The organism is Edwardsiella piscicida, assembly GCF_001896205.1.
Lineage (GTDB): Bacteria > Pseudomonadota > Gammaproteobacteria > Enterobacterales > Enterobacteriaceae > Edwardsiella > Edwardsiella piscicida.
This window is the reverse complement of the sequence record NZ_MPNU01000001.1, coordinates 3,619,496-3,633,582: the sequence shown is the minus strand read 5'-3', so window position 1 is coordinate 3,633,582 and position 14,087 is coordinate 3,619,496. Positions and strand designations below refer to the sequence as shown.

General features: G+C 63.3%; 15 protein-coding genes. 14 read left to right on the top strand and 1 reads right to left on the bottom strand.

All coding sequences use genetic code 11. The features are described 5' to 3' along the window. Positions 1 to 43: 43 nt before the first annotated feature. From BRD58_RS16810 to trpS, 12 genes are all read left to right on the top strand, one after another. Positions 44 to 874: a pilus assembly protein PilM gene (locus BRD58_RS16810; protein ID WP_069579455.1), complete on the top strand. Its 831-nt coding sequence runs from the start codon at positions 44 to 46 to the stop codon at positions 872 to 874. Next, complete coding sequence (locus BRD58_RS16805; protein ID WP_225857382.1) at positions 862 to 1,392, top strand: hypothetical protein; 531 nt, start codon at positions 862 to 864, stop codon at positions 1,390 to 1,392. Before BRD58_RS16810 ends, BRD58_RS16805 begins: the two co-directional genes overlap by 13 nt. Continuing rightward, a complete protein-coding gene (locus BRD58_RS16800; RefSeq protein WP_012850064.1) occupies positions 1,385 to 1,858 on the top strand; it encodes a hypothetical protein in 474 nt (157 codons plus the stop codon). The genes BRD58_RS16805 and BRD58_RS16800 overlap by 8 nt, the downstream gene beginning before the upstream one ends. After that, positions 1,855 to 2,175, top strand: coding sequence for a hypothetical protein (locus BRD58_RS16795; RefSeq protein ID WP_015462428.1), 321 nt, complete (start codon positions 1,855 to 1,857; stop codon positions 2,173 to 2,175). The genes BRD58_RS16800 and BRD58_RS16795 overlap by 4 nt, the downstream gene beginning before the upstream one ends. Beyond that, positions 2,172 to 3,437 carry a secretin N-terminal domain-containing protein gene (locus BRD58_RS16790; protein WP_069579453.1) on the top strand — a complete coding sequence of 422 codons (1,266 nt, stop codon included), beginning with the start codon at positions 2,172 to 2,174 and terminating at the stop codon, positions 3,435 to 3,437. The genes BRD58_RS16795 and BRD58_RS16790 overlap by 4 nt, the downstream gene beginning before the upstream one ends. Positions 3,438 to 3,724: 287 nt before the next feature. After that, complete coding sequence (gene aroK / locus BRD58_RS16785; protein WP_005290467.1) at positions 3,725 to 4,243, top strand: shikimate kinase AroK; 519 nt, start codon at positions 3,725 to 3,727, stop codon at positions 4,241 to 4,243. A gap of 45 nt (positions 4,244 to 4,288) precedes the next feature. Continuing rightward, positions 4,289 to 5,374: a 3-dehydroquinate synthase gene (aroB, locus tag BRD58_RS16780; protein ID WP_015462426.1), complete on the top strand. Its 1,086-nt coding sequence runs from the start codon at positions 4,289 to 4,291 to the stop codon at positions 5,372 to 5,374. A 61-nt stretch (positions 5,375 to 5,435) separates the two neighbouring features. Next, positions 5,436 to 6,458 carry an SPOR domain-containing protein gene (locus tag BRD58_RS16775; RefSeq protein WP_015462425.1) on the top strand — a complete coding sequence of 341 codons (1,023 nt, stop codon included), beginning with the start codon at positions 5,436 to 5,438 and terminating at the stop codon, positions 6,456 to 6,458. An 89-nt stretch (positions 6,459 to 6,547) separates the two neighbouring features. Further along, positions 6,548 to 7,366 carry an adenine-specific DNA-methyltransferase gene (gene dam / locus BRD58_RS16770; RefSeq protein WP_012850058.1) on the top strand — a complete coding sequence of 273 codons (819 nt, stop codon included), beginning with the start codon at positions 6,548 to 6,550 and terminating at the stop codon, positions 7,364 to 7,366. Positions 7,367 to 7,402: 36 nt separating this feature from the next. Beyond that, a complete protein-coding gene (gene rpe, locus BRD58_RS16765) occupies positions 7,403 to 8,080 on the top strand; it encodes a ribulose-phosphate 3-epimerase (RefSeq protein ID WP_012850057.1) in 678 nt (225 codons plus the stop codon). Further along, entirely contained in the window at positions 8,073 to 8,759 is a 687-nt protein-coding gene (locus BRD58_RS16760; RefSeq protein WP_069579451.1) for a phosphoglycolate phosphatase, read from the top strand. The genes rpe and BRD58_RS16760 overlap by 8 nt, the downstream gene beginning before the upstream one ends. A 24-nt stretch (positions 8,760 to 8,783) precedes the next feature. Further along, a complete protein-coding gene (gene trpS / locus BRD58_RS16755) occupies positions 8,784 to 9,788 on the top strand; it encodes a tryptophan--tRNA ligase (RefSeq protein WP_012850055.1) in 1,005 nt (334 codons plus the stop codon). Positions 9,789 to 9,858: 70 nt separating this feature from the next. Here trpS and cysG read toward each other — a convergent pair whose 3' ends face one another. Next, positions 9,859 to 11,244 carry a siroheme synthase CysG gene (gene cysG / locus BRD58_RS16750; RefSeq protein WP_015462423.1) on the bottom strand — a complete coding sequence of 462 codons (1,386 nt, stop codon included), beginning with the start codon at positions 11,242 to 11,244 and terminating at the stop codon, positions 9,859 to 9,861. Between the two features lie 286 nt (positions 11,245 to 11,530). On the opposite strand from cysG, the gene codB reads away from it, so the two are divergent. Both codB and BRD58_RS16740 read left to right on the top strand, forming a co-directional pair. Continuing rightward, complete coding sequence (codB, locus tag BRD58_RS16745) at positions 11,531 to 12,781, top strand: cytosine permease (protein WP_012850053.1); 1,251 nt, start codon at positions 11,531 to 11,533, stop codon at positions 12,779 to 12,781. Continuing rightward, complete coding sequence (locus BRD58_RS16740) at positions 12,771 to 14,054, top strand: cytosine deaminase (RefSeq protein WP_012850052.1); 1,284 nt, start codon at positions 12,771 to 12,773, stop codon at positions 14,052 to 14,054. Before codB ends, BRD58_RS16740 begins: the two co-directional genes overlap by 11 nt. Positions 14,055 to 14,087 lie beyond the last annotated feature (33 nt).

Genomic DNA, 14,087 nt, shown 5'->3' with positions numbered 1-14,087 from the left:
GAGGATACGTTCTTTTAGTAAGTTGATGATAAGGAGGCGCGGCATGGGGGGCGGTCATTGGCGCATGGGGATCGATATTCAGCCCGCTCAGCTGATCGCCGTGGCGCTTTCGGCGCGCCGCGACGGTATCCAGCTGCGCGGTTGGTGGCGACTGCCGCTGACGGCCGCCCCGGATCGGGATGGTCTCTCTCCCTCGCTGCCCGCGGCGCTGGCCGCGCTGCGCGCCCGTTTGCCGCGTCGGCTGTCGGTGCGGACAGCCTTTCCCGCCGAGCGGGCGATCCGCGATACGCTGCCGGGCAGCGCGCTTCCCTTGTCACCCTGGCAGCGGCATCGCCTGCTGCTGGCGCAGGGAGAGCGCCTGCTGATGCTTCCCGCGCACCAGCTGGCCTGTGACTTCGCCCCCGCGCCCGAAGGGGGTGGGCGTTGGCAGGTGTGCGCCGTGCACCGCGCGCAGCGCGATCGGTGGCGGGCGCTGTTCGACGGCGCCGGTTTACCGCTGCAGCGCTTAACGCTGGCGCCCTGCGCGCTGCGACGCTTGGCGCGCCTGGCCGGGGAGAGCTCTGCGGCGCCGCTGATCTACGGCGATGGGCGCCGCTTCTGCTGGATAGCGCCCTGGGGATCGCCGCTACAGTATGGGTTTGTTTCCCTCGCCGACGGTCCAGAGACGGCCTGTGCCCAGGCCGTGGCCGCGCTGCCGCCCGGCGTGACCGAGGGCGTCGCACCGCTGCGCTGCGGTAGCGATAGCGGCAGTCGGGGGTGGTCTGGGCTGCGCGCCGTACGTCATCTCGTCTCCCCGCTGCCCGCCGATCCCGCGGTGTTTTGCCTCGCGCTGGGGCTGGCCCTGATGCCGGAGTCACCGCCGTGGATGACATAGATCTGCTGCCCTGGCGCGAGGCTCGGCGCCGGGCGCGTCTTCGGATGCTATGGCTGACGCTGGCGCTGGGAATTCCCGGGTTCGCGGCGCTGGGGATGAGCGCCGAGCGTCTGCTGCACCAGCGGCGGGCGCCGCTGATCAGGCAGATCGCGGAGCAGGCCCGTCAGCGAGAGGCTGCCCATCACCAGCTTCAGCAGCGGCTGGCTGCGCTGCCCGCGCCGCCGCGGCGTGAGTCGGCGCTCGCACCATCGGGGGCGCCGTCGTCGAGCGCGACGGTGACGCAGTTGGCACAGCAGCTGCGCCTGGCGCAGGCCACGATCCCTGATGCGGTATGGCTGACGCGACTGCACCATCTTCCGCCGTACTGGCTCTTGGAAGGGCAGGGTACATCCCGGCAGGCGGTGGCCGATTTTGCCCTCCGTATGGCGGCGTGGCGCTGGCAGGGGCTGTACCGTGCCGACGATGGTCGCTGGCAGTTTACGCTGCACCTCTGTGCGGCGGAGGCGTGCCGTGAGTGAGCGGCTGCTGTCGCTGCAGGGTAGGCTGTATACCCTCTCGCCACGGGCGCTGCGCCTATGGCTGTGGGGCGGCGCGCTGTTGCTTCTGACCTCGCTGCTGGCCGGGCTGTGGCTATGGCATACGCTGGAGCGGCAGCGGCTGCGCGTCCGGTTGACGGAGGGCGATGCGCAGGCGGCGATGCTGCGAGTTCAGCGCTGGGCGACCGAGCTGCGGCTCTGGCAAGCGGACATCGACGCGATAGCACAGGCAGCGCGCCAGGCGCGCTGTGCTCCGGAGCATAACGTCGCGCTGTCTTGGCAGATCCAGCGCGATGGGCGGCGACATGTCTCGGCCGACATGACGTTCAGCGCCCTGCTGCAGACGCTAGATACCCTGTCCGACTGCGGTCAGCGCGTGAGTACGCTGACGATCACGCCGTTAGCGCAGGGGGTGCATATCACCTGGGTGGATCAGGAGGACGAATGAAGGCGAAAGGCGTCGGATGGGGAGCGCTGTTGCTGGCGTGGGGCAGCGATGCCGCGCGGGATCCGTTTCAGCCTCCCGCGCATGCCACGGTGGCGCCCGCGGCGGTTAGCGCCGTCGGGATCGTCGGTCGGGCGCCCTGCTTTTCGCTGTGGCGGCGCGATGCGCTGGGACATTGGCGCCCTGCGGTGCCGCCCGTCTCGCCGCGCCCTGCCGCGTCCGACGCATCGGCGCTGCGCTTTACGCCGCTGATGCTGTATCCCTTTCGCTGTCCGCGCCGTATCCCCTTGGCGGCGCGTCGGGAGGGGGCAGAAAGATGAGATGCCCCTCTGCGTATGCCGCGGCTACCGCGGTGCTGCTGGCCATGAGTTCGGCGGGACAGGCGATGCCCCTGACGCTCTGGTTCGATCGCGCACCGCTGCCCAGCGTGCTACAGGCGGTGGCGGAGTTTGCCGGGCTAAACCTGATCCTCAGTGAGGAGGTGCGCGGCGAGGCGACGCTGCATATTGCCCACACCCCGTGGCCACGGGTGCTCGAGGCCCTGGCGGAGATCCACGATCTCAGCGTGGTACGGCGCGATGGGATACTGCTGATCCAAAGCCGCGCGCGCGCCGCGCGGCAGGCGGGGCCCGCCGCGGCACCTGCGCCGCTCAAACCGCCGCAGATGCGGAGCCAGCGCGTGGTGCTGCGCCATGCCGACGCCGCTACGGTAGAGAAAAGCCTGCGCCAGCGTCGCGATTTGCTGGGGGAGGCGGGCAGCGCGGTGGCGGATATTCGAACCAATGCCCTGCTGCTGCGGGCGGAGGCAGCCCGTCTGGCGGCGCTGCGCGATTGGATTGCGCAGCTGGATGTGCCGCTGTCGCAGGTGCAGCTGGCGGCCCATATCGTTTCTATCAGCCAAGAGGGACTGCGTGAGCTGGGGATCCGCTGGTACAGCGGAGACGAACGCTCAGGCGGACAGGATAGGCTACGCGGTGCGGCCGATGCCTATTTCAGCGCGGGGTTCCAGGTGGCTCGCATCGGTGGTCAGACGCTGGCGGTGGCGCTTGCGGCGCTGGAGCGACAGGATAAGGTGGCGATCATCGCCAGCCCGCATCTGATGGCTGCCCATGGGCAGACTGCCAGTATAAAACAGGGCAGTGAGCTCCCCTATGCCGTCTCCGGCGGCGAGCGCGGCGTGAGCACCATGGAGTTTAAAGAGGCGGTGCTGGGCATGTCGGTCACGCCGCGGGTATTGGCCGATGCGCATATTGAGCTGGCGCTGCAGATAAGCCAGAACATGCCCGGGCGGGTAGTGCGCCAGGGTGACAGCGAGGCGCTGGCGATCGATAAACAGGAGATTACGACCCAGGTCACGCTGAGCGACGGCGACACGGCGATGCTGGGCGGTATTTTTCAGTATCAGCGCCAGGTGGATAGCATCGGCTTTCCCTGGCTTGCCGACGTGCCGCTGTTGGGCCATCTGCTGCGCAGCGACAGCCAGCGCAGCGGGCGGCGCGAGCTGGTGATTTTTATTACGCCGACCCTGCTTTCTCCCGCGTCTCCCGCCCCTCAATCGCTGCGCCAGCCGGCGCGCGGCTAAAAATTTTTATCACATGAATGGTTTCCGCGTTTGACGCTGGGATGGATTTGGCATACAAGGTTAGCGGTTTGCGCCTTGTTCCGTCCCGTATTTCCCGCCGTACACCGGGTCTGATTTGTGTATCGTGCCGCGCGGAAATTTATTCGGTTGCCAAACAGCCTTGAGTGTTGAGATAATTTTTCGTCTGATCTCGCACTATCTTCATGAGGTTTCAGTTTCGGTCCCGTCGCTAATTTGATTGGCGGGGCGGGTTATCATTAACGTATTGTCTTAGTAGTACCGAAAACATGGCAGAGAAACGCAATATCTTTCTGGTTGGGCCTATGGGTGCCGGCAAAAGTACTATTGGCCGTCAGTTAGCGCAGCAGCTGAACATGGAATTCTTCGACTCCGACCAGGAGATCGAACGTCGTACCGGCGCCGATGTGAGCTGGGTCTTTGACGTTGAGGGCGAAGAGGGCTTTCGCGATCGCGAAGAGAAAGTCATCAATGAACTGACGGAAAAGCAAGGCATCGTGCTGGCGACCGGGGGCGGCTCCGTCAAATCCCGCGAGACCCGCAATCGCTTGTCTGCGAGGGGCGTGGTCGTCTATCTGGAAACTACCATTGAAAAACAGCTGGCGCGCACGCAGCGCGACAAAAAACGCCCGTTGCTGCAGGTAGATACGCCGCGCGAGGTGCTGGAGCAGCTGGCGCAGGAACGCAATCCGCTGTATGAAGAGATTGCTGATGTGACTATCCGCACGGATGAGCAGAGCGCCAAAGTGGTGGCCAACCAGATTATCCATTTGCTGGAAAACAACTGAACGGTTGGCTGAGGAACTAGCGTTGTAACAGGGGGCAGGCAGGCCGTGGAAAGGATCACCGTAACGCTCGGGGAGCGCAGCTACCCGATCAGTATCGCCAGTGGGCTTTTTACACAGGAGGCGGCTTTCTGGCCGCTGCGATCCGGCGAGCAGGCTATGCTGGTCACCAACGAAACCCTGGCCAAACTGTACCTGGCGCCGGTTCAGCGCACGCTGGAACGGGCCGGCGTACGCGTCGGGCAGGTGATCCTACCCGACGGTGAGCAGTTTAAGTCACTGAGCGTACTGGATCAGGTATTCAGCGCGCTGCTGGAGAACAACCACGGGCGAGATACCACGCTGGTGGCGCTGGGGGGCGGCGTGATCGGCGATCTGACCGGTTTCGCCGCCGCATGCTATCAGCGCGGGGTACGCTTCATTCAGGTGCCGACAACGCTGTTGGCGCAGGTGGATTCCTCGGTGGGCGGGAAGACCGCGGTCAATCATCCGCTGGGTAAGAACATGATCGGCGCGTTTTATCAGCCGGCCAGCGTGACGATCGACATCGACTGTCTGCAGACCCTGCCGCCGCGCGAGCTCGCCTCCGGGCTGGCGGAGGTCATTAAATACGGCATCATCATGGATGCCGATTTTTTCCGTTGGCTTGAGACGCAGATGGATGCGCTGCTGCGTCTGGAGCCGGCCGCGCTGGTCTACTGTATCCGCCGCTGCTGCGAGCTGAAGGCGCAGGTGGTGGCAGAGGACGAGTGCGAGCAGGGCCGTCGGGCGCTGTTGAATCTCGGCCATACGTTTGGTCATGCCATTGAGACTGAGATGGGCTATGGCAACTGGCTGCACGGCGAGGCCGTGGCCGCGGGTACGATGATGGCGGCTCGCGTGGCCTGCCGTCTGGGCTATCTGCAGCCGCAGCAGGCTGAGCGGATGTCGGCGCTGCTGACGCGCGCCGGGCTGCCGGTGCGGGGACCGGCCGGTATGGCCCCTGACGCCTATCTGCCGCATATGCTGCGTGACAAGAAGGTGCTGGGGGGAACCCTGCGGCTGGTGCTGCCGACCGCTATCGGCAGCGCAGAGGTGTTCGCCGGGGTAAGCCATGATGTCGTGCGGGACGCGATTGCGGACTGCCTGGCCTGAGCGGTTAATTTGCGAGTCTCCGGCGCGGTACGGCCGGCTTTGCCTCTAAGTGGAGGGTGAGATGGATCAAGAAGAGTTTAAAGCAGACGATGAGTTAAAACCGGACGCCAGCGATCGTCGTCCGCCGCGTGCGCGCAGCCGACGTCCCGCGACGCCGCGTCTGACGGTATCGCGTCAGCATCTGATGATCGGCGCCGGTGTCCTGGTATTACTGGTGGTGATCGTGGCGATCGGATCGGCGCTGAAGTCGCCTTCCAAGGGGAGCACCGCTCAGTCTGCGACGGCGGGCAGCGCCAGAGAGATTAGTCTGTCCGGCGCCTCTTCCATGACCAACGGCAGCGCCGGAAGCAACGTGACCGACGTTCAGGACGGCAGTGGGGTAAGTAACTCCGCTCAGCCGGGTCAGCCGCAGCCGATCACGATGCCTGCCGTATCGCCTACGCCAACGCAGTCTGCGCCGGCGGCGCAGGAGAGCGGGCAGCAGCGGATCGATCTGGCGGGGAACTCCGTTTCCGACGCGCTGACCCAGCAGCAGGGGGCGTTGGATGCGATGCCGCAGGCCGGCACGCTACCGACAGAGCCGGCAACGCTGGCCAGCGGCGCAGCGCGCGTCGCGCCGAAAGCGGCGGTCGAATCGACGCCGCGGCCCAAGACGCCGCCGCGTCGGGAGGAGCGTGCGCCGGTCCGCCACAGCGAGAAGAGCGCAGCGCGGGCACCCAGCACGCCGAAGCAAACGGCGCACCTGCCGGTGGTGGGGAGCAGTGGTAAACCGGCGGCGCATCTGCCGCAGAGCGCGGGCAGCAGCGCGGGTGCGCTGAAGAGCGCTCCGGGCAGCCACTATACGCTGCAGCTGAGCGGTGCCTCACAGCCCACGACGCTGAATGCGTTTGCCCGTCGCCAGAGCCTGAGCCATTACTGGGTATATGAAACCTCCCGCAACGGTAAACCTTGGTATGTGCTGGTCAGCGGCAGCTATGCGACGCCGGCGGAAGCTCGGCGGGCAATTGCGGCGCTGCCGGCAGAGGTGCAGGCGATGAAGCCCTGGGCTCGCCCGTTGAGCCAGGTGCAAAAGGATGCAAAGTAAGCGGTTCCCCATAAAACGCGCGCGATGTGCTGTCTGAAAAGGTACGCCCTGGCGAATTGAAAGAGTAGAAATAACTGACTGGCGACGGCATGAAGAAGAAGCGCGCATTTTTGAAATGGGCCGGCGGAAAATATCCTTTGATTGAAGAGATCCGTCGGCACCTGCCGGCGGGCGAAAGACTGGTAGAGCCTTTCGTCGGCGCCGGCTCTGTGTTTTTAAACACGGATTACGATGAGTACCTGTTGGCGGACATTAACGCCGATCTGGTCGGTTTGTACAATATTGTGAAAGATGAGACGGATCGCTTTATCGGCGATGCCCGTCAGATGTTTTGCCCTGAACTTAACGTCTCGGAGGAGTATTACCGCATCCGCGAGGCCTTTAATCTGTGCGACGATCGTTACCAGCGGGCGCTGTACTTCCTCTATCTGAACCGGCACTGCTATAACGGCCTGTGCCGCTATAATGCCAAGGGGGAGTTCAACGTCCCCTTCGGGCGCTATAAAAAACCCTACTTCCCGCAGGAGGAGCTGGAGTTTTTTGCCCGCAAGGCGGAGCGCGCCGTGTTCGTCTGCGAACATTACCAGCAGACGATGCTGCGCGCGCAGCCGGGTGCCGTGGTGTATTGCGATCCACCCTACGCCCCGCTGTCCGCTACCGCCAATTTTACCGCCTACCATGTCAATGGCTTTGGCTTTGCCGAGCAGATGCGCCTGGCGGAGTTGGCCGGTGAACTGGCCCAGCGTCAGGTGCCGGTGCTGATCTCTAACCATGAAACCCCGCTGACGCGGGAGTGGTATGCGCAGGCCGATGCGCTGCACGTCGTGAAAGTTCGGCGCACCATCAGCAGAAAAACTGACGGGCGCAGCAAAGTGAACGAATTATTGGCGCTGTACGGCAAGCGTTAAGCGCGGTCGTCGGCCCCCCAAGCCCAGGAGAAACGGATGAACCCGTATTTAATTGCCCCGTCGATTTTGTCCGCAGACTTTGCCCGGCTGGGCGAAGATACTGCCAAGGTGTTGGCCGCTGGTGCCGATGTGGTGCACTTTGATGTCATGGATAACCACTATGTGCCGAATTTGACCATCGGTCCGATGGTCTGCAAGGCGCTGCGGGACTATGGCATCACCGCCCCGATCGATGTTCACCTGATGGTGAAACCGGTCGATCGGATCATCCCGGATTTCGCCGACGCCGGCGCCAGCATTATTACCTTCCATCCGGAGGCCTCGGAGCACGTCGATCGCACTCTGCAACTGATCCGCGCCTGTGGCTGTAAGGCGGGGCTGGTTCTGAACCCGGCAACGCCGCTGAGCTGCCTGGATTACGTGATGGATCGCCTCGATACCATCCTGCTGATGTCCGTAAACCCGGGCTTTGGTGGTCAGTCCTTTATCCCGTCGACCCTCGATAAGCTGCGTCAGGTGCGTCAGCGCATTGATGCCAGCGGTCTGGATATTCGCCTGGAGGTTGACGGCGGCGTGAAGGTGGACAACATCGGCGCTATCGCCGCGGCCGGCGCCGATATGTTTGTTGCCGGCTCGGCCATTTTCGGCCACGCTGACTATGCGGCGGTGATCACGGATATGCGGCGTGAAATTGCGCAGGCCTGCCATGAATAAAGGGATTCCGGTACAGGCCCTGGCCTTTGATTTAGACGGCACGCTGGTGGATAGCGCGCCGGGTCTGGCGGCGGCTACGGACGCGGCGCTGCTGGCGTTGGGCTACCCGGCGCCGGGCGTGGAGCGGGTGAAGCTGTGGCTGGGAAACGGCGCAGATGTGCTGATGCAGCGCGCCTTGAGCTGGGCCGGTGCTCCGCAGGATGCCGCACTGTGTCAGCGTGCGCGGCGTGCATTTGACGCGCACTACGCCGAGAGTGCCACTCAGGGATGTCAGCTGTTTCCCGGCGTCCGGGAGACGCTGGGGGTCCTGGCGGCCAAGGGATTCCCGCTGGCGGTTATCACCAATAAGCCCTCGCCCTTTGTCCGCCCGATGCTGGAGAGCCTGGGGATCGATGCGCTCTTCGGTCAGGTGATCGGCGGCGACGATGTCGCTAAGCGTAAGCCCCATCCGGCCCCGCTCTATCTGGTGCTGTCCCGTTTGGGGCTGCGGGCCGATGAGATGCTGTTTGTCGGTGACTCGCGCAATGATATCCAGGCTGGCCAGTCGGCCGGCTGTCCTACCGTCGGCTTAACCTACGGTTATAACTATGGCGAACCTATCGCTGCCAGCGAGCCCTGCCGCGTGCTGGATGATTTTGCCGGACTGCTGCCCTTGGTAGGGCTGGCGCCGCTGAACTGAATTGATAAGGACAGGAATGTGACCATGAGTAAGCCCATTGTTTTCAGCGGCGCACAGCCGTCTGGTGAACTCACCATCGGTAACTATATGGGCGCGCTGCGCCAGTGGGTACAGATGCAGGATGAGTATGACTGCATTTACTGTATCGTCGATCAGCATGCCATCACCGTGCGTCAGGATGCAGAGAAACTGCGCAGCGCGACGCTGGATACGCTGGCCCTGTATCTGGCCTGTGGTATCGACCCGCAGAAGAGCACTATTTTTGTGCAGTCGCATGTTCCCGAGCATGCTCAGCTGGGCTGGGTGCTTAACTGCTACACCTATTTCGGCGAACTGAGCCGTATGACCCAGTTCAAGGATAAATCGGCCCGCTATGCAGAGAACATTAACGCCGGCCTGTTCGATTACCCGGTGCTGATGGCGGCGGACATCCTGCTGTACCAGACTCACCAGGTCCCGGTAGGGGAAGATCAGAAACAGCATCTGGAGCTGAGCCGCGATGTCGCGGCGCGCTTTAACGCGCTGTATGGCGATATCTTTAAGGTGCCGGAGCCGTTTATTCCCAAGTCTGGCGCGCGCGTCATGTCGCTGCTGGAGCCGACCAAAAAGATGTCTAAGTCGGATGATAACCGCAACAACGTGATCGGCCTGCTGGAAGATCCTAAGGCGGTGACCAAGAAGATAAAGCGCGCGGTGACCGACTCCGATGAGCCGCCAGTCGTGCGTTACGACGTGGTCAATAAGGCCGGCGTCTCCAACCTGCTGGATATTCTGTCCGGGGTGACCGGTAAGCGTATCGAGGATCTGGAGGCCGAGTTTGAGGGCAAGATGTACGGCCACCTGAAGGGCGCCGTTGCCGATGCGGTCTCTGGGATGCTGTCTGAGCTGCAGGCGCGGTATCACCGTTTCCGCAATGATGAGGCCTACCTGCAGGAGGTCATGCGCGATGGCGCGGCTAAAGCGCGCGCGCGCGCTGCACAGACCCTGGACAAGGTCTACGACGCGATCGGGTTTGTCGCGCGGCCGTAAGCGGCGAGGCGATCTGAACGTGAAGAGGAGGGCGATGGCCCTCCTTTTTTTTTTGCGCCGTGGCGTCGGGTTACGCGCTCGTCTCTTCGCTGCGAAACCAGTTGAGGCGTGGCCGCAGGGTGACGACGTCGCCGACGATGATCAGGCTGGGGCTGGTCACGCGCGTTGCCAACGTTTCCAGCTGAGTCAGTGTTCCGCTGACGACCCGCTGGCGAACCGTGGTGCCGTTTTCAACCAGGGCGACGGGGGTATCTGGCAGCATACCGTGCTGCAAGAGGCGCTGCTGAATGGTCGCCGCCTGGCTCAGCCCCATGTAAAACACAAGCGTTTGTCCTGCGGCAGCCAGGCAGGACCAGTCTAGCTGGCCATCCTGGCGGGTATGGCCGGTGACCAGGCGGACGCTTTGGGCATGGTCGCGGTGGGTCAGCGGAATACCGCTATAGGCGGAGCAGCCGGAGGCGGCGGTAATGCCGGGCACCACCGAAAAGGCGATCCCCGCGGCGGCCAGCGCCTCAAGCTCTTCGCCCCCCCGGCCAAAGATAAAGGGATCGCCGCCTTTTAGGCGCACGACCCGTTTGCCTTCGCGCGCGTGATCCAGCAGGGTCTGATTGATCTCCTCCTGGGGAACGCAGTGATGGCCGGCGCGTTTGCCGACGAAGATACGCGTCGCATCGCGCCGTACCAGCGACATGACCTCATCGGATACCAGGCGATCGTAGATGATCACATCCGCCCGCTGGATCTGCTGTAGCCCTTTGAGGGTCAACAGCCCTGCATCCCCCGGCCCGGCGCCGACCAGCGTCACCTCGCCGCGATCCGCCGGTGCCGCGCTGAACAGCGCATCCACCTGCTGCTGTGTCTGTGCGGTATCGCCGTTGGCCAGCGACTGCGCCAGACGATCTTGGGCGAACAGCCGCTCCCAAAAGCGACGGCGCAGCGACAGGGTGGGAAAGTGTGCCTTGACGCGCTGGCGCAGGTGGCCAGCCAGGTGCGCCAGCTGGCCGAGATGCTGCGGTAGCAGCGCCTCCAGCTTTTCGCGCAGAATCCTGGCCAGCACCGGCGCGCTGCCGCCGGAGGAGACGGCGACCATCAGCGGTGAGCGATCGACGATCGATGGCATGATAAAGCCTGTCTGTTGTGCGGCGTCGACCACGTTACAAAAGAGGCAGCGCGCCTCGGCCTGTGCCAGCACCTGCTGATTGACCCGGCTGTCGTCGGTGGCGGCGATAGCCAGCCACTTGCCCGTGAGCAGCGCGGGGTCGAAGTCGCCGGCGATCAGCGTCAACTGACCATCCCGCTGCCACTGCTCGAACTGAGGCGTGAAGCGCCCGGCGTTCACCGTCAAAATCGCGCCCGCCTCCATCAACAGGCGGGCCTTACGCTCGGCCACTTCGCCGCCGCCGACCAGCAGGCAGGGCTTAGTACGCAGCTGACAAAATATCGGAAAGTAATCCATCAGAGATCCTCTAGGGGGTTCCTGTTGTGGGGCGGCCATATTCCGCGAGCGGGGATAGTACGCCAAGGGGCACAGACTCTCCAGCTTGCCAGACTCGTTGCCGGCCTGCAGCAGACTTGTTTAAAGAAACGGCCACTGCGGGTCGGCGTCAAGGCCGGTGCGGGATCGCGGGGGAATACGCCCGCCGGGATAAATAATCAGCAAAGAAAACGTTTGCTTTTTGGCGCGAACTCTTTAGAATGCGCCAGATTTTTTTGTCTACTGCACAGAGATTAAGGAGGATTGCGTGTCGCAGGATAACAATTTCAGTCAGGGGCCCGTCCCGTCATCGGCGCGTAAGGGTATTCTGGCATTAAGCTGTGTCATGCTGGGGCTCACCTTCTTTTCCGCCAGTATGTGGACCGGCGGCACGCTCGGCACCGGCCTTGGCTATCACGATTTTCTTCTGGCAGTATTCATCGGTAATCTTCTCCTCGGCATCTATACCTCCACGCTTGGCTATATCGGTGCAAAAACCGGTCTGACGACGCACCTGCTGGCGCGCTTCTCCTTTGGTGTTAAAGGTTCTTGGCTGCCTTCGCTGCTGCTGGGCGGCACGCAGGTGGGATGGTTTGGCGTCGGGGTCGCTATGTTCGCGATCCCGGTCAGTAAGGCGACCGGTTTGAATACCGATCTGCTGATCGCGCTTTCCGGGCTGCTGATGACCGTGACGGTATTCTTTGGCATCTCGGCGTTGACGCTGCTGTCGGCGATCGCGGTACCGGCAATCGCGCTGCTCGGCGGCTATTCGGTGTGGCTGGCGATCAATGGCATGGGTGGAATGGATGCCCTGCGTGAGGTGGTCCCCGCGCAGCCGCTGGATTTCAATTTGGCGCTGGCGCTGGTGGTCGGCTCCTTTATCAGCGCGGGCACGCTGACGGCGGATTTTGTCCGCTTTGGCCGCAGCGCCAAGGTGGCGGTGCTGGTGACCATGGTGGCGTTCTTTCTCGGTAACTCGCTGATGTTTATCTTCGGCGCGACCGGCGCCGCGGCGCTGGGTATGTCTGACATCTCCGACGTCATGATAGCCCAAGGACTGCTGCTGCCCGCGATTGCGGTACTGGGTCTGAATATCTGGACCACTAATGATAATGCGCTGTACGCCTCCGGTCTGGGGTTCGCCAATATCACCGGGCTGTCGAGCAAGACGCTGTCGGTCGCCAACGGGGTCATCGGAACCCTGTGCGCGCTGTGGCTGTACAACAACTTTGTTGGCTGGCTGACCTTCCTCTCCGCCGCCATTCCGCCGGTCGGCGGGGTGATCATCGCGGATTACCTGATGAACCGGCGCCGTTACAGCAACTTTGCTGAGGCGGACTGGGTCGCGGTAAACTGGAACGCCATCGCCGCCGTCGCCCTGGGCGTTGCCGCGGGCCACGGGTTGCCGGGGATCGTTCCGCTGAACGCTGTCCTGGGCGGTGCCCTGAGCTACGTGGTTCTCAGCCGCTGGGCGTGTCGTCAGAGAGAAAATAGACTGGAGATCAGCCATGCAGAATAACGTACTGCGCGCCGTCATCAATGCCCGTCTGCCCGCGCGCGACGGGTGGTGGCAAATTACCTTGGAGCATGGCCTGATCGCGGCCATTACGCCGCAGCCCACGCTACGGGCTGCGCAGCCGGATGAGCTGGATGCGCAGCAGGGGCTGGTGGTGCCGCCCTTTGTCGAACCGCATATTCATCTGGATACGACGCAGACGGCGGGGCAGCCGGCGTGGAATCAGTCGGGAACCCTGTTTGAAGGGATCGAGCGCTGGGCCGAGCGCAAGGCGCAGCTGACTCACGATGACGTGAAACAGCGCGCCTGGCAGACATTGAAGTGGCAGATAGCGAACGGTATCCAGTACGTACGCAGCCACGTGGACGTCTCCGATCCGTCGCTGACGGCGCTAAAGGCGATGCTGGAGGTACGCCAGGAGGTGGCACCCTGGGTCGATCTGCAGCTGGTCGCCTTTCCGCAGGAGGGGATCCTCTCCTATCCAAACGGCGAGGCTCTGCTGGAGGAGGCGCTGCGACTGGGCGCGGATGTGGTGGGGGCCATTCCTCACTTTGAGTTTACCCGAGAGTATGGCGTGGAGTCGCTGCATAAGACCTTCGCGCTGGCCGCGCGCTATGACCGCCTGATCGATGTTCACTGTGATGAGATAGACGATGAGCAGTCGCGCTTCGTTGAGACCGTGGCGGCACTGGCGCACCGTGAAGGCATGGGCGCACGGGTGACCGCCAGCCATACCACGGCGATGCACTCTTACAACGGCGCCTATACCTCGCGGCTGTTCCGGCTGCTGAAGATGTCGCAGATTAACTTTGTCGCCAATCCGCTGGTCAACATCCATTTGCAGGGGCGCTTCGATGACTATCCCAAGCGGCGCGGCGTCACTCGGGTGAAAGAGATGCTGCAGGCCGGGATCAACGTCTGCTTCGGCCATGATGATGTGTTTGACCCCTGGTATCCGCTGGGCACCGCCAATATGCTGCAGGTGCTGCACATGGGGCTGCATGTCTGCCAACTGATGGGCTACGCCCAGATTGACGAGGGGCTGGCGCTGATCGGTTCGCACAGCGCCAAAACGCTCAGTCTGCAGGGATATGGGGTGGCGCCGGGCTGCCGCGCCAGTCTGCTGGTGCTGCCGGCGGAGAGCGGGTTTGACGCGGTGCGTCGACAGGTGCCGGTGCGCTACTCCCTGCGCGATGGCCGCCTGATCGCGGAGACCCGTCCGGCGCAGAGCCAGATTTATCTACGGCAGGCCGAAATCGTCGACTTCCGCCGCTGAGTCCAGCGCGTGCAAAAAAAAACGGGGCCTGCA

What these genes read in the sequence shown, in the direction of transcription:
- dam (WP_012850058.1), top strand. Translation starts at nt 6,548, where the DNA reads ATGAAGAAGAAGCGCGCATTTTTGAAATGGGCCGGCGGAAAATATCCT.
- aroK (WP_005290467.1), top strand. Translation starts at nt 3,725, where the DNA reads ATGGCAGAGAAACGCAATATCTTTCTGGTTGGGCCTATGGGTGCCGGC.
- cysG (WP_015462423.1), bottom strand. Translation starts at nt 11,244, where the DNA reads ATGGATTACTTTCCGATATTTTGTCAGCTGCGTACTAAGCCCTGCCTG.
- BRD58_RS16775 (WP_015462425.1), top strand. Translation starts at nt 5,436, where the DNA reads ATGGATCAAGAAGAGTTTAAAGCAGACGATGAGTTAAAACCGGACGCC.
- BRD58_RS16795 (WP_015462428.1), top strand. Translation starts at nt 1,855, where the DNA reads ATGAAGGCGAAAGGCGTCGGATGGGGAGCGCTGTTGCTGGCGTGGGGC.
- BRD58_RS16740 (WP_012850052.1), top strand. Translation starts at nt 12,771, where the DNA reads ATGCAGAATAACGTACTGCGCGCCGTCATCAATGCCCGTCTGCCCGCG.
- BRD58_RS16810 (WP_069579455.1), top strand. Translation starts at nt 44, where the DNA reads ATGGGGGGCGGTCATTGGCGCATGGGGATCGATATTCAGCCCGCTCAG.
- BRD58_RS16760 (WP_069579451.1), top strand. Translation starts at nt 8,073, where the DNA reads ATGAATAAAGGGATTCCGGTACAGGCCCTGGCCTTTGATTTAGACGGC.
- rpe (WP_012850057.1), top strand. Translation starts at nt 7,403, where the DNA reads ATGAACCCGTATTTAATTGCCCCGTCGATTTTGTCCGCAGACTTTGCC.
- trpS (WP_012850055.1), top strand. Translation starts at nt 8,784, where the DNA reads ATGAGTAAGCCCATTGTTTTCAGCGGCGCACAGCCGTCTGGTGAACTC.
- BRD58_RS16790 (WP_069579453.1), top strand. Translation starts at nt 2,172, where the DNA reads ATGAGATGCCCCTCTGCGTATGCCGCGGCTACCGCGGTGCTGCTGGCC.